Source organism: Shewanella phaeophyticola (assembly GCF_025398315.1).
Taxonomy (GTDB): Bacteria; Pseudomonadota; Gammaproteobacteria; order Enterobacterales; family Shewanellaceae; genus Shewanella; species Shewanella phaeophyticola.
Genome location: NZ_JAODOQ010000001.1, coordinates 3,151,667 through 3,176,837, shown reverse-complemented (window position 1 = coordinate 3,176,837; position 25,171 = coordinate 3,151,667). Strand labels below are relative to the sequence as shown.

At 42.5% G+C, this 25,171-nt stretch carries 24 protein-coding genes and 3 pseudogenes; 16 read left to right on the top strand and 11 right to left on the bottom strand.

Annotated features, from left to right (window positions below):
• The first annotated feature begins 1 nt into the window (after position 1).
• The 10 genes from N4T56_RS14720 to N4T56_RS14675 all read left to right on the top strand — a co-directional run bounded on the left by N4T56_RS14720 (position 2) and on the right by N4T56_RS14675 (position 8,767).
• Entirely contained in the window at positions 2–787 is a 786-nt protein-coding gene (locus N4T56_RS14720; RefSeq protein ID WP_261733748.1) for an adenosylcobinamide-GDP ribazoletransferase, read from the top strand.
• Positions 787–1,317: a bifunctional adenosylcobinamide kinase/adenosylcobinamide-phosphate guanylyltransferase gene (gene cobU, locus N4T56_RS14715; RefSeq protein ID WP_261733747.1), complete on the top strand. Its 531-nt coding sequence runs from the start codon at positions 787–789 to the stop codon at positions 1,315–1,317. Before N4T56_RS14720 ends, cobU begins: the two co-directional genes overlap by 1 nt.
• Before the next feature lie 128 nt (positions 1,318–1,445).
• Positions 1,446–2,084, top strand: a complete 639-nt coding sequence (gene cobO / locus N4T56_RS14710) for a cob(I)yrinic acid a,c-diamide adenosyltransferase (protein ID WP_261733746.1) — start codon at positions 1,446–1,448, stop codon at positions 2,082–2,084.
• Positions 2,085–2,363: 279 nt separating this feature from the next.
• Complete coding sequence (locus N4T56_RS14705; protein ID WP_261733745.1) at positions 2,364–2,606, top strand: hypothetical protein; 243 nt, start codon at positions 2,364–2,366, stop codon at positions 2,604–2,606.
• Positions 2,607–3,586: 980 nt separating this feature from the next.
• Positions 3,587–4,876: a group II intron reverse transcriptase/maturase gene (gene ltrA / locus N4T56_RS14700; RefSeq protein WP_261733744.1), complete on the top strand. Its 1,290-nt coding sequence runs from the start codon at positions 3,587–3,589 to the stop codon at positions 4,874–4,876.
• Positions 4,877–4,963: 87 nt separating this feature from the next.
• Positions 4,964–5,281, top strand: a complete 318-nt coding sequence (locus N4T56_RS14695) for a hypothetical protein (protein WP_261733743.1) — start codon at positions 4,964–4,966, stop codon at positions 5,279–5,281.
• 406 nt (positions 5,282–5,687) lie between these two features.
• Positions 5,688–6,071: a hypothetical protein gene (locus tag N4T56_RS14690; RefSeq protein WP_261733742.1), complete on the top strand. Its 384-nt coding sequence runs from the start codon at positions 5,688–5,690 to the stop codon at positions 6,069–6,071.
• Positions 6,072–6,108: 37 nt separating this feature from the next.
• Positions 6,109–7,268 (top strand): IS3 family transposase gene (locus tag N4T56_RS14685; protein ID WP_188927198.1). Its coding sequence is split into 2 segments (ribosomal slippage): positions 6,109–6,358 and positions 6,358–7,268, totalling 1,161 coding nucleotides; the frame shifts between segments, so codons are not numbered across the junction.
• Complete coding sequence (locus N4T56_RS14680) at positions 7,265–8,341, top strand: GIY-YIG nuclease family protein (RefSeq protein ID WP_261733741.1); 1,077 nt, start codon at positions 7,265–7,267, stop codon at positions 8,339–8,341. Before N4T56_RS14685 ends, N4T56_RS14680 begins: the two co-directional genes overlap by 4 nt.
• Before the next feature lie 66 nt (positions 8,342–8,407).
• Positions 8,408–8,767 carry a hypothetical protein gene (locus tag N4T56_RS14675; RefSeq protein WP_261733740.1) on the top strand — a complete coding sequence of 120 codons (360 nt, stop codon included), beginning with the start codon at positions 8,408–8,410 and terminating at the stop codon, positions 8,765–8,767.
• Between the two features lie 937 nt (positions 8,768–9,704).
• Here N4T56_RS14675 and N4T56_RS14670 read toward each other — a convergent pair.
• Both N4T56_RS14670 and N4T56_RS14665 read right to left on the bottom strand, forming a co-directional pair.
• Complete coding sequence (locus N4T56_RS14670) at positions 9,705–10,466, bottom strand: substrate-binding periplasmic protein (RefSeq protein ID WP_261733739.1); 762 nt, start codon at positions 10,464–10,466, stop codon at positions 9,705–9,707.
• Positions 10,467–10,664: 198 nt separating this feature from the next.
• Positions 10,665–11,021: a winged helix-turn-helix transcriptional regulator gene (locus N4T56_RS14665; protein ID WP_188955736.1), complete on the bottom strand. Its 357-nt coding sequence runs from the start codon at positions 11,019–11,021 to the stop codon at positions 10,665–10,667.
• A 110-nt stretch (positions 11,022–11,131) separates the two neighbouring features.
• Between N4T56_RS14665 and N4T56_RS14660 the strand changes: the two genes are divergently transcribed.
• The 3 genes from N4T56_RS14660 to N4T56_RS14650 all read left to right on the top strand — a co-directional run bounded on the left by N4T56_RS14660 (position 11,132) and on the right by N4T56_RS14650 (position 14,203).
• Positions 11,132–12,499, top strand: coding sequence for an aldehyde dehydrogenase family protein (locus N4T56_RS14660; protein WP_261733738.1), 1,368 nt, complete (start codon positions 11,132–11,134; stop codon positions 12,497–12,499).
• Between the two features lie 107 nt (positions 12,500–12,606).
• A complete protein-coding gene (locus N4T56_RS14655) occupies positions 12,607–13,386 on the top strand; it encodes a prolyl hydroxylase family protein (protein WP_261733737.1) in 780 nt (259 codons plus the stop codon).
• A gap of 235 nt (positions 13,387–13,621) precedes the next feature.
• Positions 13,622–14,203, top strand: a complete 582-nt coding sequence (locus tag N4T56_RS14650; RefSeq protein WP_261733736.1) for a hypothetical protein — start codon at positions 13,622–13,624, stop codon at positions 14,201–14,203.
• Between the two features lie 79 nt (positions 14,204–14,282).
• Here N4T56_RS14650 and N4T56_RS14645 read toward each other — a convergent pair.
• The 4 genes and pseudogenes from N4T56_RS14645 to N4T56_RS14630 all read right to left on the bottom strand — a co-directional run bounded on the left by N4T56_RS14645 (position 14,283) and on the right by N4T56_RS14630 (position 18,273).
• Positions 14,283–16,008 (bottom strand): annotated as a pseudogene (locus tag N4T56_RS14645) (pseudouridine synthase).
• A gap of 164 nt (positions 16,009–16,172) precedes the next feature.
• Positions 16,173–16,550 carry a VOC family protein gene (locus tag N4T56_RS14640; protein WP_261733735.1) on the bottom strand — a complete coding sequence of 126 codons (378 nt, stop codon included), beginning with the start codon at positions 16,548–16,550 and terminating at the stop codon, positions 16,173–16,175.
• Positions 16,551–16,650: 100 nt separating this feature from the next.
• Positions 16,651–16,905, bottom strand: coding sequence for a hypothetical protein (locus N4T56_RS14635; RefSeq protein WP_261733734.1), 255 nt, complete (start codon positions 16,903–16,905; stop codon positions 16,651–16,653).
• 57 nt (positions 16,906–16,962) lie between these two features.
• Complete coding sequence (locus N4T56_RS14630) at positions 16,963–18,273, bottom strand: ABC1 kinase family protein (RefSeq protein ID WP_261733733.1); 1,311 nt, start codon at positions 18,271–18,273, stop codon at positions 16,963–16,965.
• A gap of 254 nt (positions 18,274–18,527) precedes the next feature.
• On the opposite strand from N4T56_RS14630, the pseudogene N4T56_RS14625 reads away from it, so the two are divergent.
• Positions 18,528–20,132, top strand: a pseudogene (locus tag N4T56_RS14625) (tetratricopeptide repeat-containing sulfotransferase family protein).
• A 73-nt stretch (positions 20,133–20,205) separates the two neighbouring features.
• Here N4T56_RS14625 and N4T56_RS14620 read toward each other — a convergent pair.
• The 5 genes and pseudogenes from N4T56_RS14620 to N4T56_RS14600 form a co-directional block, all read right to left on the bottom strand.
• A complete protein-coding gene (locus tag N4T56_RS14620; RefSeq protein ID WP_261733732.1) occupies positions 20,206–21,171 on the bottom strand; it encodes an aspartyl/asparaginyl beta-hydroxylase domain-containing protein in 966 nt (321 codons plus the stop codon).
• Positions 21,168–21,350: a hypothetical protein gene (locus tag N4T56_RS14615; protein ID WP_261733731.1), complete on the bottom strand. Its 183-nt coding sequence runs from the start codon at positions 21,348–21,350 to the stop codon at positions 21,168–21,170. Before N4T56_RS14615 ends, N4T56_RS14620 begins: the two co-directional genes overlap by 4 nt.
• Positions 21,351–21,368: 18 nt before the next feature.
• On the bottom strand, positions 21,369–21,536 hold the full coding sequence (locus tag N4T56_RS14610) for an SEC-C metal-binding domain-containing protein (protein ID WP_261733730.1): 168 nt from the start codon (positions 21,534–21,536) through the stop codon (positions 21,369–21,371).
• A 39-nt stretch (positions 21,537–21,575) separates the two neighbouring features.
• Positions 21,576–22,367: a sulfotransferase family protein gene (locus N4T56_RS14605; protein WP_261733729.1), complete on the bottom strand. Its 792-nt coding sequence runs from the start codon at positions 22,365–22,367 to the stop codon at positions 21,576–21,578.
• A 61-nt stretch (positions 22,368–22,428) separates the two neighbouring features.
• Positions 22,429–22,972, bottom strand: a pseudogene (locus tag N4T56_RS14600) (isochorismatase family protein).
• 132 nt (positions 22,973–23,104) lie between these two features.
• Here N4T56_RS14600 and N4T56_RS14595 point away from each other — a divergent pair.
• Both N4T56_RS14595 and N4T56_RS14590 read left to right on the top strand, forming a co-directional pair.
• Positions 23,105–24,142, top strand: a complete 1,038-nt coding sequence (locus N4T56_RS14595) for a DUF2235 domain-containing protein (protein WP_261733728.1) — start codon at positions 23,105–23,107, stop codon at positions 24,140–24,142.
• A 49-nt stretch (positions 24,143–24,191) separates the two neighbouring features.
• Positions 24,192–25,076: a cobalamin-binding protein gene (locus tag N4T56_RS14590; RefSeq protein WP_261733727.1), complete on the top strand. Its 885-nt coding sequence runs from the start codon at positions 24,192–24,194 to the stop codon at positions 25,074–25,076.
• Positions 25,077–25,171: the final 95 nt, after the last annotated feature.

Here is a 25,171-nt window from a genome sequence, read left to right as displayed (position 1 = left end):
AATGTCTGGCGATATAAAATGGTTGCGGCAGTTAAATTTATTTTTTGTGGCGATGAGTTTTTTTACTCGCATCCCAATACCGTCGTGGGTAGTAATTGATAACGATAAACTCAACAAGGCCAGCCGGTATTTTGGTGTAGTGGGATTAGTTATTGGCTTAATTTGTGCGTTGGTGTTTTGGTTAGCTCAATTAATTTTGCCTACTAGCATTGCCATATTATTGTCGATGGTTGCGAGTGTGTTCGTCACGGGCGCATTTCATGAAGATGGCTTAGCTGACACCGCTGACGGCTTTGGCGGTGGTTGGACGGTAGCTGATAAGTTACGAATTATGAAAGATTCACGCTTAGGCAGTTATGGTGCCTTAGCGCTAGGACTCGTGTTATTGCTTAAATGGCAACTATTGGTTGAGCTTGCGCTTTACAGTCCAATGGCGGCGGTGAGTGCGCTCATTGCAGGGCACACGTTGAGCCGAGTATTGGCATCGAGTTTTATTTTTAGTGAGCAATATGTTCGCGATGATGACAGCAGCAAATCGAAACCGGTTGCTGAACACCAGCAATTAAACGACTTGTTTATTTTAATCGCTAGCGGGATTTTTGTATTGTTGTGGCTCAATGGCCTAGCCGCTTTTGTGTTGTTTATTACCCTGTGGCTAGTCCGTATTTTATTGGGTGGCTTTTTTCGCAAACAGATTGGTGGTTACACTGGCGACACGCTGGGTGCAGCGCAACAAATTAGCGAAGTTTGCTGCTATTTAGTGATATTAGCAGTGGGTTTAAGCTAATGATTCATTTGGTGTTAGGCGGTGCACGCAGTGGCAAAAGTCGATTTGCTGAGCAGCGTGTTGCCGAATACGCAGCCATTGGTTACTCATGCGTTTATGTTGCAACCGCAACAGCGCTAGACCATGAAATGACTCAACGTATTGCCAAGCACCAGCAAGACAGAGTGTCCAGCGCCCATAACTGGACACTACACGAACAAGCTTTTGACGTTGCCCAAACCCTAACGGCAATTGATAAGCCGCAACAAGTCATCTTAGTCGACTGCCTAACGCTGCTGTTAACCAATCATTTACTCGACCCAAATCCTGGGCGTTGGCCTGAGCAAAAGGTGGCATTGCTTGAATGCCTGACCCAATTACACAGTGATGTGATCTTAGTGAGTAACGAAGTCGGTTCTGGGATTGTGCCAATGGGCGAGCTCAATCGTCGGTTTGTCGATGAGGCCGGGTGGTTAAATCAAGCTATCGCGTCAATAGCAGATCAAGTGACGCTGGTGGTCGCTGGCTTGCCATTAGCATTAAAGCAATAGTATTTCAGCGGTCATATACTCGATATACAACAAATACAAATTAATCCGATCCGCGTATAACCCTTTGCGCGTATTACAGACTCATTAGCAGTGCATTTTAAGATGAGCACATCAACAGGAATAATGATATGACAACCGAAAATCACGACAATGAATCAACAAACGAAGTTGATGCTACTAAAGCGCAGCGTCACAAAGCGCGCCAGCAAAAAGTAAAGCAAGGCGTAGATGCTCAAATTGCTGCAGCACAAGATGAAAAGGGCATTTTGTTAGTGCTCACCGGAAACGGTAAAGGCAAATCAACTTCAGGTTTTGGCTCGGTTGCTCGCGCTGTGGGTCATGGCCATAAAGCGGCTGTAGTGCAGTTTATTAAAGGCACCTGGGCTTGTGGTGAGCGTAATTTATTAGAAGGCGCAGGGGTTGAGTTTCATGTCATGGGAACCGGTTTTACCTGGGAAACTCAAGACAAAGAAAAAGACACTCAAGCCGCAATGGAAGCCTGGGTTGAAGCCGAAAAACTGCTTAAAGATGAATCGATCAATATGGTGTTGTTAGATGAATTAACCTACATGGTGAGTTATCACTACATCGAGCTTGAGCGAGTATTAACGGCGTTAAAAAATCGCCCACCAATGCAGCATGTCATTATTACCGGCCGCGCCTGTCATCGCGACATTATTGAGTTAGCCGATACAGTCAGCGAGGTTCAACCGATAAAGCACGCGTTTAATGACGGCATTAAAGCGCAGTTGGGTTTTGATTATTGATTTATTAATTGTCGCTGAACCCATACATTGACATAATGCACCCATAGTTTGACAAATTTAACCCATTATATGACATTTTGTTTTATATGCTATTGATTTATTAGTTAAAATGTTTAACTCCAGTTTGGTTTTTTTGTAGTTTTCGAGGGGTTCGATGAAAAATGAGCTGCCAGATATATATGTAAAATTAGTCAATATATTTATATTTTTGTCTTGGGTCGCTACAGCCTCGGTAAAGGTATTAGCGTCTTTGATAAAGCTGGGCTCAACGAATCACCAATGACAAATATCGGTAATTATACTCTAACATTTCTGTCAATTGGTTTGCTTCTAGGTGCAGTGATTGGTTATGTGGCATTTAGCGTTTCTAATTTAATTTTAGGTGCCGTAAGCCTAATAGCATGGTTAGTGTTAATGGTTGGTATTCCGCCTTCTAATAGTTCAAAGTTAAGGATGGCTTTATTTTATATGTCGCTAACTTTACTACCAGTTACTTGGGCAGTTTATATTTGGCTTGGCTAATGTGTACTTTGCATATAACACCGCCAGTCAATAGGCGAACCCTTTAGTACCCAATACGGTCAATCAACAAATTCATTTACTTCGTCGGTCATTTAACTGTTAAAATAAATGGATTTTATGGTGATTTATCAATTTTATGGAAGCAAGGTTCACGAGAGTTAATGAACTTTAAGTTTGAGAAACTCAGTAGTCTGGAAGTTGATATGCAGACTAACGATGAATTTTTAACTGTAATTGGTTCATTCTCTGATTTTGAAATGTTAGTTAAGTTGCCCCTAAAACCTCAAGTTGCCATAGAATTAAAGCAGTGGAGTAATTGCATATAGCAAGAGTTTTCAAGCCGAAAAACTTACCGCTGGCCATCGCTTCGCGATTATAGTTAACGTTAATTTACCATTAAAAAAACAGCGTTAGTGCGTCAAGCGAAGCTTGATGCATCTTGCAGGGTGTAAGTCCCTGTCAGGTAAGGTTTAACCAGCCACCTGTATCGAGTGTTGCACCTTTGGCGGAGTGTGAGATTAGCAGATGCTTTTCAGCAGTGAGGACTGCATCACGCGAACAATATTGGTGAAGCGTACACAGAGAATTATGTAGGCCATAGGGATTGTCGTGATCCTGAAGTGCTGGTATCGCTCCGATAAATACTAGAACTGACTGACGAGGTTTGTAACGCCATCGAAGTCCATGCAAAGCAGCCGTTATTCATATAAATGAAGGGTGAGGTTGTGGCGAGTCAGCGGAGTTATCAAGCCGTGGCATGCATAAAGAGATGCATCAGGAACTTGAGAGATCCAAAGGTGTTCCATCAGGACGATGGTAGAGAAGTCTAGTTAAAAGCGAGACGAACGATGACCCTTTGGAAGTCAGATCAGCCCATAGTAGTCTGAGCAGGGGAAAGCCTTGTACATGGCGAAGGAGCTGACAGTTATATTCGGTATTAAGCTGCCACATAGTCCAGACAAAGTTGGGCTGGAGCCACTATGACAACCACACTTAATGCCATCGCATTTAAAGCACAAACCCACCCCAAGCACAGGTTTCAGAATTTATATGGACTGCTAAATACTGACAGCCTGTATCAAAGCTGGGGGCAACTCAATAAGCAAGCGAAGCCTGGTATCGATGGCATTACCATGCCTAAGTACCGAGATAAGCTGATAGAAAATATCGACCGTTTAGGTCAGCAACTCAAACAGAAATGTTATCGAGTTAATGACATCAAACGGATTTTTATTCCTAAATCGAACGGTAAATTACGCCCTTTAGGCCTACCAACGGTAGATGACAAGCTAGTGCTACAAAGTGTCAGTCAGATCCTGCAAAGTATCTGGGAACAAGACTTTTTGCGTAATAGCTATGGTTATCGCCCGAATAAAAGTGCGCATCAAGCGGTGCATAGTTTAACGCTCAATCTGCAATTTAAAGGTTATGGTTATATTGTTGAGGCAGATATTAAAGGCTTCTTTGACAACCTTGATCACGAATGGCTGATGGCTATGCTCGAGCAACGAATTGATGACAAGGCGATACTTAATTTGATAAATCAATGGTTGAAAGCAAGGATAAAATCCCCTGATGGTGAATTTACTAAGCCATTAAGCGGTAGCCCACAAGGTGGCATTATCAGCCCTGTGTTAGCTAATATTTATTTGCATTATGCGCTAGACCTTTGGTTTGAAAAGAAAGTGAAGCCAAGGATGAAAGGCCGAGCAATGATGATCCGTTATGCGGATGATTTTGTTTGTGCGTTTCAGTTTGCACATGATGCTGAACGCTTTTATAAGGCTTTGCCAAAACGATTAAAGAAATTCAACCTAGACGTCGCAGAAGATAAAACATCATTGATGCGATTTAGTCGCTTTCATATTGGACGAAAACGTCATTTTGTATTTCTTGGATTTGAGTTTTACTGGGGCAGAGATTCGAAAGGTAAAGCAAGACTCAGACGACGAACAGCTGTGAAGAAACAGAAGGCGACGTTGAGCGAGTATTACCAATGGATCAAAGCTAAACGCTCATTAAAACTGAGAGAGTGGCTGCCACAGTTAAAGCGAAAATTAGTCGGATTTAGAAATTATTTTGGTTTGCCAGATAACAGCCGAAGCTTATCGTATGTATATGACTATGTTCTTCATAGCTTATACAAATGGTTGAATAGGCGTAGTGGACGGCGAAGTTATAACTGGAGTAATTTCAAGAAGATGTTAGAGTATTTTAGAATTGAGAGTCCAAAGATCAACAAGCGTTTGGTGTTGATTGATTGGTACTAGGATCGTGTTTTACACGAGTGAATATATAACTGAAGAGCCGGATGCGGTAGTTCCGCACGTCCGGATCTGTGTGGGGTCGGGTCAGTAATGGCCGCTCTACCACGATTACATAAAATGGAGAAAGTTTTTATGGATGGTCATGTGAAAGAAAATAAAATACTGGCTACTACTTGGCTATTCTTGGCCTCGTTTTTGATAGTGTCAGCTGGTTACATACTGTCTACTTCAGGTAAGTACTTGGTTCCTTCTATCTTGGGGATATCAATTATTTTATTTCTCATGGGGCGTCAACGGCTAACCAAATACCAGATACAGCAATCCAAATTCCAGCTCTATATAAGAAGCTTGGCCATTGTTGTCGCTATATCAGCAGGGGCTGTTGGGGCTACGATAGCAAATGTATAACCAATCACGTCAAGTACGCAGCTTCACTGCTGGGACTTACACTGCGTTGTTTGTTTTGTTGTTTCACGTACGCTACAACAAAAAAATAACTGCGTTACGACCCCTTATTGTGGGGCGTTAAATTGTGAAGGGACTTACAAGCTAGCCAGACATCCATGTCTGGGCTCACGTCATTTTCTTCAACGGCCTCAAGTCCAGAGTTGAATTTGGACAGTTGCAAGCAATATACGAAAGTCATTTATGCCCCAAAACGTTTTACCCCCTCGTTTTGGTGTTCTAACTGTTTTAAATATTATCATTTTGTGACAAGCTGCAGTGCGGTCGCTACATGTAAACAGGTATGCTACCAAATACAGTGTCATAGCTTTATCTCATTATTACATTCTATGCTAGAAATGAAACTTTCATGAAAAAATTATTAGAAAAAGACTTACCATATTTTAATAAATTCATAAATCGATTAGATGGGAAGTATGATTTTATAGATTTTCTTGGCGATAAATTTAATGCAAAAACTAGAGTTATTCTATCCTGCAAAGAGCATGGTAAAGGAAGTGAATTTGGTAACCCATGGCTACCTGTTGCAGACTCAGTTATGCAAGGTTACGGTTGTCCCAAGTGCTCTGGTAGATACAGATACACTCAAGAAGAATGTATTGAACAGGTAAAAGAGTTAGGATTTATATTCGTAAATTTTTTAGGAGAGTTTAAAGGCATTCAGACAAATGTAAATCTTGACTGCCCTATTCATGGAGAGGGATGTTCTGGTCTAATTCCATCGGACACTTAGTTTTGTGACAGTATGGTCAATAAATTAAGAGGTCGATATGAGTCTAAAAAAATCACATAAAAGTTATCCGCAAGCATTTAAAGATGAAGCCGTCTTGATGGTGCTAGAACAAGGTTATAGCGTTGCTGATGCAGCAAAGTCTCTTGGGGTTAGCACTAGTCTGCTTTACAACTGGAAGGAAAAACACCAAGCCCTACAACAAGGTATCGCTTTAGAAGAGTCTGAACGTGATGAACTAAAAAGATTGCGTAGAGAAAACAAAGAATTACGCATGGAGAAAGAAATACTAAAAAAGGCAAGCGCCTTCTTTGCGAGAGAAATGAAGTAAAATTTCGCTTCATCAAACAGCAATCTAACCTGTTCCCTATCGCACAGTTATGCCGAGTAATGAGTGTTAGTAAGTCAGGCTATTACGATTGGCATAAACGCCCAGCAAACGTGATAAGCCTTGAAACATTGAAGCTTTATCGCCTTATTCGACAGCTGTTTAAGCAAAGTCGAGGCAGCTTAGGGAATCGTGAAATGGTGAAGAAATTGCGCAAAGAAGGCTACCAGGTTGGTCGCTATCTCGTTCGTAAAATTATGCACCGCCTTCGACTCAAAGTTACTCAGCGACGTGCTTACAAGGTGACTACGCAACGCAAACACTCGGATGCTGTGGCTGAGAACCTGTTAAACATGAACTTTAACCCAGTATCCGCTAATCAGGTTTGGGCTGGTGACGTGACCTATTTAAAGACAGGTGAAGGCTGGATGTATTTGGCGGTGGTGATGGATTTATATTCACGCCGGATCGTTGGGTGGCACATAGACAAACGCATGACTACAGATTTGATATCTAAGGCATTGATGAAAGCCTACAACCTGCGCCAACCGAACAGAGGGCTGGTATTTCACAGTGACCGAGGCTCACAGTATACCAGCAAGCAATTCAGTAAGCTGCTATCGAACTATGGTATCCGAGCCAGTATGGGGGATGTGGGTGCGTGTTGGGATAATGCCGTCGTTGAACGTTTCTTTGGTAGTTTGAAACACGATTGGATTTTTAAAGTTGCTCAACCAACAAGGGTGTTTATGAAGCAAGATGTGACGGCTTACATGAAATATTACAACTTGGAGCGACTTCATTCTGCTAATGGTGATCTGTCACCTGTAGAGTTTGAAAATTCTCAATTAAAAGTGTCCAGTTTGGCTTGACCAGTACAGGAAGCAAGTTTTTTACGCCGTGGACTCCCACGCTATCAAACTTACTTTATCATAAAAAAGGATGCCCAAAATGTTCTAAAGTATATAAACGTAGTAAGGCGGAATGGATTAACGTAGTAAATAGTACTAAGTACACATTTGTTAGATTTGATTCTGAATTTAAAGGAAAAAACACTCGTATTGTTGTTGGTTGTCCTTCTCATGGTAATGGAGATACTTATAAAACAAAATGGCTACCTCGATTAGAAGATATTTTAAGAGGTAGTGGTTGCCCAAAATGTTCTTTTCTGTATCAATACTCAGAAGATGAGTATCGTGAAGAATTAGAAGTGAATACGTCTTATACAGTTATTGGTTTTTTAAGCAGTGAAAATATCAACAAACATTCATTAGTAAACTTGTGTTGCCCTGTTCATGGAGAGGGTAAACTTTTTGATAATCCATGGCTACCTAGTATAAATAATGTGCTACGAGGTGGCCGATGCCCGAAATGCAGAAATAGATATGTCTATACTGAGTCGAATATAATTGAAAAAATCAACTTAGAAACAGGGTACGAGTTTATAAAGTTCTCCACAGATTCAAAGTTGGGTGTAAAGAGTAAGGTTATTATTCGTTGTCTTAATCACAATGATTTAACTGAAAAAAGGCAACAGTGGGAAACTACACCAGATACTCTATTTAGTGGTAGTGGTTGCCCCAAATGTAGTGAAACTGGTTTTAATAGAGGTAAAGATGCATATTTTTATCTTCAAGATTTATTTATGGATGGTGAATTGATTGCTATAAAAATTGGAATTACAAATCGTGAACCAATTAAGCGAATGAAGCAACAAAGTGCAAAGTCTTTACTAACGCATGAATTGGTTAATTATATACATTCCTCAAGTGGGGACTTAATATATCATTTTGAAAGAAAGCTGCATGAAAATTTAAAAATTACTGGCAACACATCTTTTATTAGCAAGATGCTAATGCCAGATGGATATACGGAAACCATCAATCCAAAATGTAGGCAGAACATAATAGATAAGATGGCTGAAATGATTTTTAAGATTAAGTGAGATTTAGCATATGCTTGATAAAAAACAGCATCTTCTTTGTATCTTGACCTTTTAAGGCATTGGGAAGTGAAAGTTAAAATGCTAGATCCTAAAGGGAATTTTGATCTTCGTGCAAAAGGCTTTACCGAGTTTAAACGAGCTAATAATCTAAAATTTAAAGTCGAAAAAACAGGGATGCAATCGGACTTAACAATACAAAACAGTCTCTCAAAAGGGGAGCAAGCTGAGCAAATTATAATAGTAGCTAAAGGCGATAATAGCGGAGCTAGGAGTCTTTTTCGACATATCCGAAACTCAATTGCTCACGCAAATGTCAATAAAATTAGAGTGAAAGGTAGAGTCTTTAAGGTAGAGTCTTTGTTGTATTTAGGGCTTCCAATAAAAATAGACAGTTATTATATGCCCAAATTCAACATAGTAAAATAAATGACTTTATTGCAGCGATTAAATCTACGGTAAAGAACGTATAACAAATAAGGATAGGGCACGCGTAGCCTCGTCCTTATCCCAAGTGTTGAACAAGCCCGAGTGATACCTTTATAGTGTAAATACCGGCGTAAGATCTTATGCTTTTTAGGTGTGTGCTGAGCAGTAACATTTTTCGCTAGCCGAATCGATCCCCTTGCACCGCCAACTAATTTCGTTGCCTAGGAAATAAGAGAACAGTGTGAACTTTAATCCATACCTTACATCTCCTAATCTCACTGCTCACTTTTAGGGCTTTTGTTCTAACAAACTTCTGTCCAAAAACGAGCTGGTTTCTGCTTGAAAATGCCTAAATTCAACTCTGAACTTGAGGCTGTTGAAGACTCTTTACAAGAGAAAACGTGAGCTGGCCATGGCCTTTCTAGCACATCCTTGTTCTTCAAGGCATTCAGGCATCCTACCTATCAGAGCGAGCTAGTTTTGGAGGGGAAGGGTCGTTTCTTGGCATCCATGCCACCACGACATTTGTGAATCCATTCACATCAGACTCCCATCTGAAGCGTTAGCATTTTCATTCTTTATTATAAAGAGGTGGCTGTTAGTGGTCGCAGGTCGTAAAGCACAAAAAGTACAAAGCAAAACAAACTAGGATCCCAGCTCAAAAGCACTGCCTACACGAGAAGGGGGTCTCACGGTTTGCCCCAAAATGAGTCAGCCGCTGGCTAATAATATCCATTTCGCAATATCCACTTAATACTATCCACTTAATAATATCCGCTTAATAATATCCACAATTCAACACTGAATATGAGGACGCTAATTGTGGGTGCTGTACGCAATCGGATTGCCAAACGCGTGCGAATAAACCAATGATTACTGGATTACTGGATTACTGGATTACTGGATTACTGGATTACTGGATTACTGGATTACTGGATTACTGGGAGATAACTCTAGGGGCAAACCAACGAGTGGTGATTTGTGCTAACGCGCCATTTTTTTTAATCGTATTTAGCGCCTGGCGCATGTTGTTGGCAAGTGCTTCGTTGGTGTCTTTGTGGGTTGAAATACCAATGGGCATGTTTACCACGGGCAGTGCGGCGGTAAAATCGCTGGTTTTATAACCCATTTTTTTAACGTCTTCGCGAAACCCGACTTCATTATTGTAAATCAAATCTACGCGATCAAAATTTAGCATTTTTAGAGCAGCTAGCTGACTTCTAACTATGTATACATTTTGGTTTTTTTCGTCTAGTTTAAGCCTATCTAACGACGCATCATTGCGTGATAACGCCATAGAATAGTGCTTGATATCGTCAATAGTGTTGAGCTGAATATCTGGGCGATTACTTTTCTTGTAGATCATGTCCTGCACTGTGTAAAAGTCACCAATCCATTTAAAATAGGCTAAACGCTTGTCGGTACTAGCAATAGAGAAAATAAAGGTATTGGGTTGGCTCAAGGCATTATGATAAGCGCGGCTCCAAGGCATCATTTGAATATCGATATCAAAGTCAAGATACGCTTGAGCAGCCTGTAATATATCAATTGAAAAACCGACCAGCTGACCTTGTTGATTTTGAGATTGAAATGGCGGGTAAGGTTCGGTGTAAAAAGTCACTTTATCTCTCGCCTCAGCAATAGAAGGCGATAGGACTAACATGGTGATAACGACCAAAGTGACAATAAGCTTAAACATTAATGTAGGCTAACCTCGAGTAATTTAGCGGCGAATGTTAAAGCATGTTGATAAAGATAAAAACGTATTAAACCATTATCGCTCTTGTATTGGTGTCATGTTTATTTTACTAATTAGAGTTTTTAGTCTAATCAAGTTGGCTAACTGTATGTTGCGTTAGCTTTTTCTTATAAAAGTGACAATATCACCGCGGTGTCATCACACGACATACTCATCTGCCCATTCTTTCAATCGCTCTAAAATATCCAACGCGGTGCGGCCAAGATCGGTAATGGCATAAGACACTGCGATAGGGCGGTCATTAATCACATGGCGAGTCACTAATCCTTGGGCTTCGAGCTCTTTAAGGCGTTGGTCGACCATTTTTTTGCTCGCACCGCCCAACATGCGCGATAAATCGTTAAACCTAACCGGTTCATCTTGTAAGTGCCACAAGATAGACGCTTTCCATTTTCCGCCTAGCACTCGCATGCCACGTTCAACTGAGCAAGGTTCGGTACATGGGTTGATTACTTTTTTTTGACCGTTATTCATTGTTTCAATTGTTGTTTTCATTATGTTTACTTGATTTAACCTAGGTTACCAAAAGTATACTGGTTGCTTTTGTATTCCACTGTATCAAAATAGGCGGTAATTAGACTAGTACCATTAAGGAGCATTTCTCCATGGCTGTATTAACTTCTTATGATGCCGGTAGCTACCATAAAGTGGCTGGCAGCGACAACATTCAAGCCATTGAGGTGGGCAGTGTTGATGCTTTAGCAATATCTGTTCTTCCACAAGTTATAGCGCAAGCCAAAGCATCACAAAAAGCATGGGCAAGCTTAGCGTTAAGCGAACGTCAACAGTATGTGGTTAAGGCATACCAGCAATTGGCCGCTGTGCAAGATGACTTGGCGACGTTAATTGGCCAAGAGATGGGTAAAGACTATCGTCGTGCCACCTATGAAGTTGGCGGCACGATTCAAAACGCGCCTTATTTTGCTGGTGAAATAGGCGATGCCTTGGCAGCAGAAGACCGTGGTAACAACACTCAATTGCAATATCGACCTTTAGGTATTGTCGCGGTTATTTCGCCTTGGAATTATCCGTTAGCGATGGCAAATAACTTGCTGCTTCCTGCATTAATTGCCGGTAATAGTGTGATTTTAAAGCCGTCTGAACAAACGCCATTAGTCGCGCAATTGTTTGTCGATACCTTAAATAACGTGTTGCCAGCGCATGTGTTGCAAGTAGCACAAGGTGATAAAGCAATCGGGCAGGCACTTGTTGGTGCTGACATTAATATGGTGGCTTTTACTGGGTCTCTGGCCGCAGGTAAGCATATTATGGCCAATGCTGCTCCAGGGTTAAAACGATTAGTGATGGAGCTTGGTGGTAACGACCCGATGATTGTCATGGCCAGCGCCAATATTGATGCTGCAGTGCGTTTTGCGGTGGCAAGTTCGTTTGAAAATGCCGGGCAAATGTGCACCTCAACCGAGCGTATATACGTGGATGAAAGTATTGCCGATGAGTTTGAGCAAAAGGTGGTGCAGCTGGCTAGCCGTTATCAAGTGGGTAAATGGGATCAACCGCAAGTGAATATTGGCTCTATGGTTAATCCAACTCAACACCAAAAAGTATTGCAACAATTGCAAGACGCTAAAGCTAAAGGCGCACAGTTTCTATTAGGTAGTGATGATTATCCGTTACCGTTTATTCAACCAACTGTAGTCAGTGGTATCACACCTGATATGCAACTTGAGCGTGAAGAAACCTTTGGCCCCGTGGTGGCTATCAGCCGATTTAGTGACATTAATGATGCGATTACACGTGCTAATGACAGTGTTTATGGTTTAAGTGCGGCTGTATTTGGCGGACAAGATGCAAATGCGGTGGCCGAACAACTTGAAGCCGGCATGGTGGGGGTTAACCAAGGTGGTGGGGCAGGTAATGCACCATGGGTTGGCGCTAAGCAAAGTGGGTTTGGTTTTCATGGTACGGCGGCGAGTCATCGGCAGTTTGCCCAGGTCAGAGTGATGAGTTATTAGCCATCTAACATTAGTTATTTAAGATTAGTCATTTAACATTAGCCATTAGCCATTAGCTTATTGGCGGTTTATCTAAGCTATATATTGAATATTAAGGTCAGTTATTAATGAACAGCACAAATGAAGAATCAACGTTTTTTGTGGTCGCCCATGAGCCAGGCGCTGAGCATCCTGCACTACCAACCTGGGCAAATTATCAGCCTAATGCGGCTGTTATCAGCGACGTTGCCGCAACGCCTGCAACTAAAAAAATGTTAGACGAAGTACCTGGGGCATTTCAGTTATTGAATGTATTGTCTGCCGATGAGTGCCAACGCTTAATTGCGGCAAGTGAGTCGATGGGCTTTTTGCCCGATGCTGCCGTGTCATTACCGCGTGATGTTCGCCATAACGACAGTTTGACCTGGGTGGTTGATAACGCTACAGAACAAGCTATTTGGAATAAAGTTAAGCACCTTATGGGTGATGATTTAGGTATTTTTGCTGGCAAAGCCGCGCTAGGGTTGAATAATCGTTTCCGATTTTATCGTTACAATGAAGGGGATTATTTTAAACCGCATTCTGACGGTTCATGGCCTGGAAGCCAGGTGATTGATGGTCAGTTAGTTCGCGATGCTTTTGGCGATCGTTATAGTCAATTAACTTTTTTAATCTTACTGACTGAAGATTTTGAGGGCGGCGCAACTCGCTTTTTGGTTAATGCAGACAATCCACATTTGCCGGCAAAACGTGGTGATAATGTTAAGCAAGTTGATGTAAGAACACCTGCGGGGAGTGTGTTGTGTTTTCCTCATGGTATGCATCCGTTGCATTGTATTCACAGTTCAGAACCCATTTATCATGGGGTTAAATACATCATTAGAACGGATGTGTTGTTCGAGCTGTAACATTACATTGGATACTTTTTCGTATCAATTGAGTGATGTTTTATATTTGGAAATAAGGTTAACACATCACTTTTAGTTTTAGGTTTTTTTGGCGATATATGTTTATTAGCTATTAATGCTAAAGCCCGAGGAGGCTGGGTTTCATTAACGCGATTTAATGTGATTAGGCTCTTGCTTTATTTATGTTGAAACTGTTTAATTGCGCCGTTCCTAACCTGAATTATTGAGACGTTAATTGAACAAAGTACTGTGTAGTTTGATCGTTGTTGGTGTTGTGGGAATGACCGGATGTGCCACGCCTCAAAATAACTTTGCCTCAAAAGTAAAAGCCGAGAGCGAAAAACATCTTGATGTCTCTCAGCAATGGGAACAAGGTCAAAAAGACGTTAAAAAAGGTGAAACACTGTTAGCCGATGGTCGCAAAGCGATAAGTAAAGGCAATGCACAAATTCGTGAAGGTGAAAAGCTGATTACCCTCGCGAGAACCAATGCACAAAAGCAACGTGAAGCGTTTCAAGCAATGGCAAGCTCGTTAACTGGTGCTCAAAATGGCAAGCGTGCTGCCGATTTAGTTGAACGCTTAGATGATATTGCTGATGCTTGGGAAGATGCAGACGAAATGTATGTCGACGCTAAGGAGCTTATCGAAGACGGCAATACCAATGTCGCCGAAGGGCAAAGCGAAACTGAACAGAGTCAAGCTCTGGTTACCAGTGGCAAAAACAGAATGCAGCAGGCTGAGTCGACTTATCAGCAACGTACAGGTCAAGGACTTGTAGAGCAAATGCACTTAGAAGAGAAACCCAATAACTTTTAAGTATCCGTTTTGTTTTCAACGATTATGCTTAAAACCGATATTGTTGATTCAATATCGGTTTTATGGTTTTTATCATCCGTTATTCAAAATCAGCTTTAACTTCAAATATTAATGCCTCACCCGACTCTGGGTGAGCTAACGCTAAATATTGAGCATGTAAATGCAAGCGGTTTGCAGCAACGCCATATAAATCGTCACCGACAATTGGCATGTGAAGACCATCATGATGAGCGCAATGCACACGTAATTGATGGGTACGCCCCGTTTTAGGGTACAGGTGCACTAAGGTGCGCTGATTAAGGCGCTGATGCACTTGCCAAAATGTCTCTGCATGCTTGCCGTGCTCATAACATACCAGTTGTTTAGGGCGGTCGTCTAAATCTACCCTCAGCGGCAAACTAATATCGCCTTCATCTTGGCTCGGCACACCCTCAATTAACGCTATGTAACGCTTGGTTACGCTGCGCTGTATAAATTGCTGTTGTAAGGCTTTATTAGCCTCTTTGGTGAGTGCAATCACCATGAGTCCTGATGTCGACATGTCTAAACGATGAACAATAAGCGGCTCCAGTCGCATTTGGGAATTGTTGCTGCATGCGGCTAAACACACTGTCGGTAATGTTTTTACCGGGGATCGATAATAGTTCGGCGGGTTTATTGATTATCGCCATCACATCATCTTGATAAATAATCTCAATGGTTAAATCTTTACCTGGATTAAGCAGTAATGGATCAGCGTCAACCTGCATGCCCGCTAGCATGTGGGTTAAAATTGGCCGGCATTTTCCGTGACAGGCAGGGTAGTAATTTTGATGTTGTTTGATTTCTGATTTTGGCGATGCGCCCCACCAAAATTCTGCCATGGCGACTGGGATTAATTGCTGTTTAAACGCATATTGCAGTAACTTAGGTGCAGCGCATTCGCCCGCACCGGCTGGCGGCAAGTGATTCGGCGCATCATTAAAAATATCGTTTAAGTCTCGAGCTTGGCCTTCAATATTTAAAAACTGATACTGCGCAAACAGTTTTTTTTGCAAGCTGTTAGACAGTTGTTTGCGTTGGCGCTTAAGCTGTTTTATTTGTTGTTGCAGCTCATTTAGCTGGGTTTGCGTTGCCGTGATTTGGCTTTGCCATTGCTGCTTTAATGCATTGAGCTGATGTTTTTGCTGCACGCTTTGGCGGCTAAGCTCAATTGATAAGCTTTTATGCTCATCACTACTGATTTCGGCCTGAGCTAAGGCGTTATCGGCTTGTTCGCGGGCGAGCTTACGTTGTTTGCGGCTGTCGATTATCAAGGCTCGTAATTGCTCAAGCTCACGTTCTGCTTGCTGTTGTTGCTGAGTTAACTGCGCGGTTAAACTCGCCAATAACGGGTCGCTTTCATGCTGGTGGAGGAATTGATTTATCTGGTTAATCTGTTTGTTTTCAGCGTTAAAAAAGCTGTCTTGAGTTAACATGTCAAATACAGGAGGCACAAAGGGTGGCAAGATATTTTTCTCGGCTAATTTGCCTGAAAACGCCGCTAAAAATCCCAACTGTCCTTGTGTATTTTTCACTACCAACACACCAAACATCTTGCCAATAACCATGCCGCGGTCATTGTCGCTGTCTAAGCCAAAGTTATGCTGCCATGGATTAGCCTCAAGCAACTCCTGCTGCAACTGCTGTGCTGCCAGTATGGCTAATGGGTGAGGTTGATAATAAAATGGGAAGGTAAAAGACTCTGGTAGTCCTTGTTCTGCAACTGTGTTATTGAGCGCTATCGCATCAGTAAAAGGGATAAAACACGGATCGCTAACAGTCATTGCACACACTCACAGCATAAAAGGGCGGCTATTTTACCCTGTCGTGCGTTGTGATGCATCAGTAACCTTGACTAAAGTGATGGCCTGACTGTGAACCAGGCCATCCTCGTTTATTAACTCTAGCTGAGCTGAAGTTAATTTCTAAAGCGAATTCCTGAAGCTCATTACACTCGGTGCAGAGCACACAGTTTATTGCCATCTGGGTCGCGCAGGTAGGCTAGGTATAAGTCCATCCCTGGGGCTGAACGCACGCCTGGCGCATCTTCACAGGCTGTACCGCCATTAGCAACGCCCGCAGCATGCCATGCATCGGCTAATGCTGGGGTTTCTGCAGCAAAGCCAATAGTTGAGCCATTACCGTGACATGCAGGTTCACCATTAATTGGTTTAGTTAATAAGAATATGCCGGTTGGGGTCATGTAAACGCAACGTCCCTTTGGGTCAATTTTTCCTGGTGCAATACCTAAAGCGCCTAAAGTGGCATCATAGAATTTTTTTGACGTTTCAATATCATTAACGCCGAGCATAACGTGACTAAACATGGTAACTCTCCTTGTGTAAGTTCAACTGAACTATAAATTAACTAACTGTTTTTTTTATCATTTTACAATAATGCATTATTACATCAGTGCTGACGTGAGACTACTGTGTGAGCAGGTCTATGGTATGGCTTAGCAGTGACGTATCACCGATTTTGCCATGCCCAGGGACGACCATTTTAGCCTCAGTAAATTGTGCTTGTACCTTTGCCATTGTCACAGGCCATTGTTTTAGGTCTGCTTCGCTTTTGCTTTGAGTGGTTGGTTGTTTGGTTTCATGGGCAAATGAAGGCGCACTTAGCGTGAGCATCGCTATGCTAATAAGAGAGTAAGACCGCCAAAAATGATTTAACGTCATAATGATGCCTTGGTTGAGTAAATGTGCAATATAACAAGCATCATTACTGTGTTTTCATTAACCTCGATACTTAGAAAATAGCTCGCCAACGTTCACTTTTGCCTTGAGTTTAGCCGCCAGTAAATACATACCTGCTAATTTACGATGAATAAAAATAGCATCGGTTGGTGGTGTATGCCATTCATTTTGTTGAGTGCTCATTGCTTTACCTGCTTCGGTGATGCGTTTGGCTAAGGTACTTTGGCTAAAATCATACTCGCCATCAAAATATATTGGCTCGCAAGCTTGATAGAAAATATCAATGATTAATTGCTTATGCGCAGGATCTATCGCATCTTGAAAAAAGCCTATTTGTTGCGCGGCAGCTGCCATTTGTGCTTTGTCGTGCTTAAGTGCCCCTGCCATCAGCTGCTGATAACCTTGTGCTAATTTATCGCTAATACTGCGCGTGGCACCAAAGTCGAGTAGGACAATTTTTTCGCTGTCGGCCTGATACTGAAAATTGGCAAAGTTAGGGTCAGATTGCAGTAACTTAAACTCAAATAACTCCTTAAAACACAACTCCATTAAGCGACTGGCAACGAGGTTGCGCACCTCTTGTGAGGCCTGTGCTACTGATTCAATGGGCGCGCCTTCAACAAATTGCATGGTTAAGATGCTGTTATTGCTCAGTGCTGAGTACACTTTAGGCACAATAAAATGCGGATTGTCGTCAAGTTGTTGTTGATAAAGCCCGATTTGCTCGGCTTCAAAGTGGTAGTCAGCCTCATTATGTAATTGCGCTTTGGCTTCGGCGAGTAAAGTATCAAGCTTAACGTTTGCGGGGATAAGCCTTGATACTTTTAATAAGGTGGCAACGTTATCAATGTCGCTGTCGATGCTGTCTCGTACGCCGGGATATTGAATTTTTACCGCTAACTTTTCGCCAGTATCTAAATAGGCTAAATGCACCTGGCCAATAGACGCAGCGGCAAAAGGGCGTAACTCAAATTGGGCGAAAGGCGCTAACCAATCTCGGCCCCATTGTTGTACCAGCAACGTGGTTAGTTGCTTATGCGGCATGACTTTAGCATCTGAACGCAGTTTAGCTAACACTTCGGCTAGCTCTGGTGCAACGAGATCACCGGCATCCATTGATAACATTTGGCCAACTTTCATGGCCGCGCCGCGCAGTTGCGATAATTTTTCGGCCACATGGCCAATGTTCGATGGGGTCATCACCAATTGTTGTAATTTAGGCGACTGGCCTTTAGTCATTTGTTTTGCCCCTTCAAATAATACGTTACCCGCCAAGCGCGATGCTAGCCCACCCATTTTAGATAAACGGGACAAACGGCCACTGGGGACTTTTACTTCATTATTTTTCATGGCAACTCACTATGCTTTGGGGGTAGTCGAATATTAAAGACATGTATTTAACCTGAGCTCGGGATAAGGGATGAGCTTAGGTTATTTACCATACCATTGAGACATTCAATGCTCTATGTCTGATGCAATACAATACGTAGCTGTGAGCTATTTCGTTCAGTATTGGGTTCAGTCGTCAGTGTGAGTTGTGATAATCTCACTGTCATTAGGATAATCAATTTACATTGATAAAATAATAATTAAAGGATCATGATGTGAGCGTTATTGAACAATATTTATCTCAGGCAGAGTCTCTTTTTCAATCTAAAAATTACTCGTCGGCCAGAATGTATGCTCGCAAAGTGGTTAAACGTGACCCTAACAATGCTTCAGCTTTAACCATGTTGGGATTAATTTATTTGCAGCAACAACAACTGCAAGAAGCTGAATCTCATCTTAAAGCGGCGCAAGCACTGGTGCCTGCTGCCGTGAATGTGCTGGCAGGTTTAGTGAGTATTAATGAAGTAAAAGAAGACCATTTTGCGGCTTTACAATTGTTACAGCAGCTGTGTGAGCTTGAGCCGACTTCGCATCAGTATCGATATAAGCTGGCGATGGTTGCCACTAAAGTGGGTAACATGGCACTGGCTGAGCAATGTTTTGACTGGTGTGTCAGCAATAATATGCCTGAACCCGCCGTAATGCTTAATTTAGGCCACATTCATAAAGCCAAAAGCAACACCGATATCGCCGCCGACTTTTACAAAAAATACATTAACTTAAGCGGTAATCAATATGGTGTGGGTTATTGGAGCCTGGCCGACTTAAAGCGTTATCAATTTAGCGCCGATGATGTTAGCGAGCTTGAACGCTGCGCAGGTGATACTCAGTTAAGTGTTAGCAATCATAGCTTGATCCAATTTGCGTTGTGTAAGGCTTATGAGCAACACGAACAAGTTGATAAAGCGTGTCAGGCGATGTTAAAAGCCAATGAGTTAATGTCTTCTCAACGACCTTTTAAGCAGGCTTTGTTTTCAAATTTAGTGTTCTCATTGTTAAAACACCTGCCATCAGCACAGATTGATCGACAGGCAGTACATAACCAAACACCGATTTTTATTGTAGGCATGCCGCGTTCTGGCACCACATTGGTGGAGCAAATTTTAGCGTGTCATACTCAGGTCGGTGCCACGGATGAGCTGCCATTTATGGAGCGTTTTGCGCTGCAACTGGAAATGTCGGGCGGCTATCAAGCGCGGCTAAATAACTTAACTGCCACTGAGATTAATGCCTTTAAGGTAAAGTATTTGGCTGAAGTGAATCACTATTTTGACGATGCACCTGTGTATGTGATTGATAAAAACCCAAATAACTTTTTGCATATCGGCTTGATTAAAAGCCTGTTTCCTCAAGCCAAAATCATTAATGTGGTGCGCAATACGGTCGATAATGGCTTAAGTGTGTTTAAACAATATTTTAGTCATGGCCATGACTATTCATACTCGCTCGATGGCATCAGCACATATTGAGGCTACTATTTAGATATCATGGCGCATTGGGACACGCTATACCCTAATGAAATTCTGCATGTGTGTTTTGAGCAGTTGGTTAATCAGCCAGAGGTGCAAATTCAACGAATGCTAGATTATTGTGGCTTAGAGACTCAGGCGCAGTGTTTTACGTTTTATGAGTCAAAGCGTGCGGTATTAACGCCAAGTGCCAGCCAAGTGAGACAACCAATGAACCCTAAAGCCATTGGTCAAGGCGATAAGTACCGCGACTATCTGCCAGCTGACATTGCCAAGCTAGACGCGATAGCTCAAAAAGCGGCGCAGCAGTTTTTGGTTAACGACGATGTGACTTTATTCGTCAATACATAAACGATGGAATGTTAATAACAAAGGCGCCGATATGGCGCCTTTGTTATTTGATGATTTTTTTGGTGAGTAGGTATTAACTCATTTTACCGTGGCAGGCTTTATAGCGCTTACCGCTGCCACAAGGGCAAGGGGTATTGCGTGTTGGCGGTGCTGCAATCTCTTGTTGAGGTGCCGCCGTCGCCGAAGGTTCCATTACGCTCGGTTGAGGTGAAGGTCTAGGTTTAGCTTGAGCGGCTTGAGTCGGTGGGCTTTGACGAGTTTGGTTTAGCTCAATATTCATACACGCCACAATCACTAATTGCTCAAATGCTTTAACGGCAGAGCCAGAGTAGGCTAATTGCAATGACGGCACCTGTTGCATGGCTTTTTTCATAGTGCGCTCACGCAGGGCATGATACTGCGGCCAACCTTGTTGCTGGCATTCAAACTGCAGCCATAGCATGCGCCAATCGGCAACAAACTCGGCAATTAATAGGTTAAACGCATCAATTTCGGCGGCTGGGTTTTGTGGATTATGCTTTACTTCTGCAAGCAACTCGTTAGTTAAGTATTCCACTTCAGCGACCGGCATAATAATAGGCGCATTATATTGCTCGGTGATGATTTCAGGCTGGGCTTCTGGCTGATAATCGATACTGCTACAAGCTAATGACGGCGTTTGCGGCGCAACAATTGCCCGGGAATGGTTAAATATTGTTCGCCAGAATGCACTTGAACCTGCCAGGTCTATCACTAAGTGAACCCGATATTGATCGCTATTATTTTCAACTTTATGGTATTTCCACGAGTCGAAAATCCAACATTCTCCAGCTCCCATATGCACTTGCTTGTCATGACAGTAAAACTGAACCTGTTCGGTGGTGGTGATAGGAATATGCACCCGAACCCGTTTATACCAATGGTAATTAATGTCTGAATGCAATGGCACTTGCGCGCCTGGCGCTAAACGCATTAAGCGTGAACGACTCAATACTTCACCAAATGAGGCCAATATTTGCTTAATGTAGGGGCTTTTCTCAAGGGCGGCAGTTGGTTTCATTGGCCTTTAAAATCGTTATTAAACTCGCCATTGACTGATATTAATGGAATAGCCGAATTGCCTTGAAATCCCTCGTGGTGAGTCACCCAATCATCTTCGGTAAATTGGCTAATTTCTTCAATGAGTTTAGGCACATCAAAGCGGTAAGGGAGTTGATAAAATTCATGAGGTAACTTCATTATATGACTCTCTTTAAATTAACGTAATGCGCCATGGCATTGTTTAAAGCGTTTACCTGAGCCGCATGGACATGGGCTATTACGTGGCACCGTTGCAACATCGACTTTAGGCGGCGGTGGCGGTGGCGGTGCCACATCATGTGCTTGCCATTGTGCTTCAAAAACAGGCTGACCGTGTGCGCTCAAATGTTGATTAATTTGACCAAGCGTATTGGCTATATTAGGTCACACTTTTTCAATATCGTGATAATTGTCTAGCCACTTATTGGCTTTAGGCGTGGTAATGGTGTAGCGCGAATGCGGTAACGGTTGGCTGCATAAGCTGGCTAAATCTGGGTCAAACTCAATGCCGGTGAACTCACACAGTGCTTTCACTGTTTGCTCAGGTTGAGACACAAGTTGATCATACGACAACATGCACCAACGCTCGGGTGGCAACGTTTGCAATTGACTCATAATGGCATCGTTAGCCGCTTGCCATTGAAACGCCGCGATATTGTGCAACGGTTGTTGGTTAAGTTGTTGCCAGTTTGGCGGTAATAACAGTGACCAGTGACGTTTATCCCAACCTGGAAGGTTAGGGTAGGTGACAAATTTGTTAGAACGCCAGGCTTGCATAATGCTGCTGATATTTTCTTTGGGTTCACGCACTAGGTATATAAATAACGCATCTGGAAATAGCGCATTAAAAAAATCAACTCGCAAGCTGTTTTTTGGGGTTTTCTCAAGCAGTCTAACCGATGATGTTTTAGGCTTTTGGCCTTTACTGTCACGCAGCTCATCACTAAAGCGTTGTTGTAATTGCTGAGCTAACTCATCGTCAATATCGTCAGCGCTTAAGGCGTTGGAGCTAAACTGACGATAGGCAATATTGAGTTTAGGAATGGTTTCAATCAATGCATGGCTTTCACCGCCAATAGTATGCAGCGATTGGCTTTTTGACAGCACTTCAAACAGTAGGGTACTGCCTGAACGTGGCGCGGATAAAATAATAATGGGCCGATCAAATGAGTGCATAGCAGTATGATGTTATTGTTATATTTGTGCTTAACATCATACTCATACTGGCATCATATGGCTACTTTATCAGCTTGAGTAATGCCTTAAAGCGCTCACCTTGGAGTCACATGTTGTAACTCAAACAATAGCGACTCAACGTTAGTGAGTTTTGCGCCATCGTTTAGCATCATTTGTACTCCAAGGGTTTTGTTTTGTAATTCTCTTGATGACACTGCATCGTTAACCACATGCACTTGAATGTCGTTGGCCTGTAAGTCTTGGCAGGTTTGGTAAACACACACGTGGGTTTCTATCCCAGCTAAAATAACGTTGCGACGGTTTAATGTGTTGAGTTGTTGCTTTACCTCATCACAATGCCAACCGCTAAAGTGCTTTTTTGCGATAGGCTGAGTGGTTTTTGAGAGTAGTTGCGCCAACTCATCACTGGTATGGCCTAGTTTGTCAGGCAGTTGCTCTAGCCAAATAATAGGAATATCAAAAAGTTGCGCCCCTTGAATTAATACAGCCAGTTTTTGATGTAATTGTTCAGATTGCTGCATCACTTGGGCAAGCTTGCCTTGCACGTCAACAATCATTAATACACTTTGCTCTGCAGTTATCATAAAGCCGTTCCTTTTGCTTAAGGTTAATTGTCGAGTATTGGTCATTTTTTGTCGGGTTCAAATTGGCTTTTAGTCTATAGTGATGACAGGACGACTATGACGGGACGACTTAGGCAGGGAGCATAGACTGTGATGAAAAAACGAATTGTAATTTGTGCCGATGGTACATGGAATCGGCCTGAAAAGGATCTTGAAAAAGATCACGCAACCAATGTACTCAAACTCGCCCGAGCGATTAAACCGCTAGGTGATGATGGCGTGCCACAGCAGGTATTTTATGATTGGGGGATTGGCTCATACCATGATGCATTAATCGGCGGTGCAACTGGCCGTGGCTTACATAAAAACATCATGGATACCTATCGCTATATCGTGCAAAACTACTCTCCAGGTGATGAAATCTATTTGTTTGGTTTTAGTCGCGGCGCCTATACTGTGCGCTGTTTATGCGGCTTAATTAATAACTGCGGTATTGTGACTCGCCCAGATGCCAAATTGATTCAACAAGCATTTGACCACTATAAAATGAAGAGTAAACCGTTTGCGCCAGAAGGTGAACGCTCGGTTGCGTTTAGGCAGCAGCATTCTCATCCATCGCGCGAAGTGGCGTTTGTCGGCGTGTGGGATACCGTGGGCGCCATGGGGATCCCGGTGTCATTTTTAGGACTATTTGAAGACAAAGATGAGTTTTACGACACCAAGCTTGGGCATAATGTTAAAGTGGCGCGTCATGCTTTGGCACTGGATGAGCATCGTAGTGATTTTGAACCCACTATTTGGCAACCTCGCAGTGGCATTGATATTCAACAAGTGTGGTTTGCGGGAGCTCACAGTAATATTGGTGGTAGTTGTGCACCGAATAAGGATGGCAGCACCTTGTCGGACATTGCCTTACAGTGGATGTTAAACCAAGCCAAAATGTTTAAGTTAACGGTTGAGCTGCATTTGTCTGATACTTTATTGCCTAATCCCATGGCCGACATTCACGATTCTTATCGAAGCTTTTATCGAATTAAAAAGCGTTTTTTACGTGAATTAGATCCAGATTTAGTGCCGATTGTTTTACATAAATCAGTTAAAACACGTTGGTTGAATGACAGTAATTATCGACCTAAAAATTTAGTTAATTATATTGATCACTATGGTTGGCCAGATAAACTGGTCGAATAAGCCGTTTTATCATCTTTGATCTGTTACTTAAGTTGTTAAGGATATCCCTTTGTTACGTTTATTTGTTTCGTTGTCGATGGCGTTTTCGTTATTTATGTTATCAAGTGTACTCTCAACTGCTTTTGCAACAGTGTCGGTTAATGAGCTGTCTGTAAACGGCGCAGTGCCAGTAGCGACAGCTAAACGGATCGTTGCCTTGTCGCCGCAAAGTGTTGAAATGCTTTATGCCATTGGCGCGGGTGATGCCATAGTCGCCACAACAGATTATGCCGATTACCCAACACAAGCTAAAAATATCCCCAGCATTGGCGGGTATTACGGGGTGCAAATTGAGCGTGTGATTGAGTTAAACCCAGATTTGGTTGTGGTGTGGCAAAGCGGCAATAAGATGGAAGACATTAAGCAACTGCAAGATTTAGGCTTTAACCTTGTTAATAGCGATCCTAAAACGTTAGCTGATATTGCCACTGATCTTGAACTGCTCGGTAAATTGACAGGACATTCAATTAAGGCGAAGCAAGTTGCAGATGATTATCGTCAACAATTAGCTGATATAAAACAGCAAAATCAGACTAAGCCTGTGGTAAAAGTGTTTTATCAATTATGGTCAACGCCATTGATGACGGTGGCGAAAGGCAGCTGGATCCAAAACTTGATTGATGTGTGTCATGGTGAAAATGTGTTTTATGACGCTGCGAGTGAGTACCCACAAATTAGCATCGAAAATGTGCTACTCACTGGCGCCGAGGTGATTTTACAAAGCCAAGATGAGGGCAACGTATTAGGCATTAACTGGGCCGATTGGCCAGAGCTTCCTGCAGTTAAAAAGCAGCATATTTATCAGTTCGATGCAGATTTACTCCACCGCGCAACCCCAAGAGCCATTTTAGGCGTTAATGCGGTTTGCGAGGCGTTGGATAAAGTAAGAGGGTAGATGGTTAAACTGGTGAGTTTGGCACTGTTTCTTATGGCCTACGGTGTTAATTTGCACCCAAAACTGATCCACTTTCCCCCTAATTTGCATTGAAA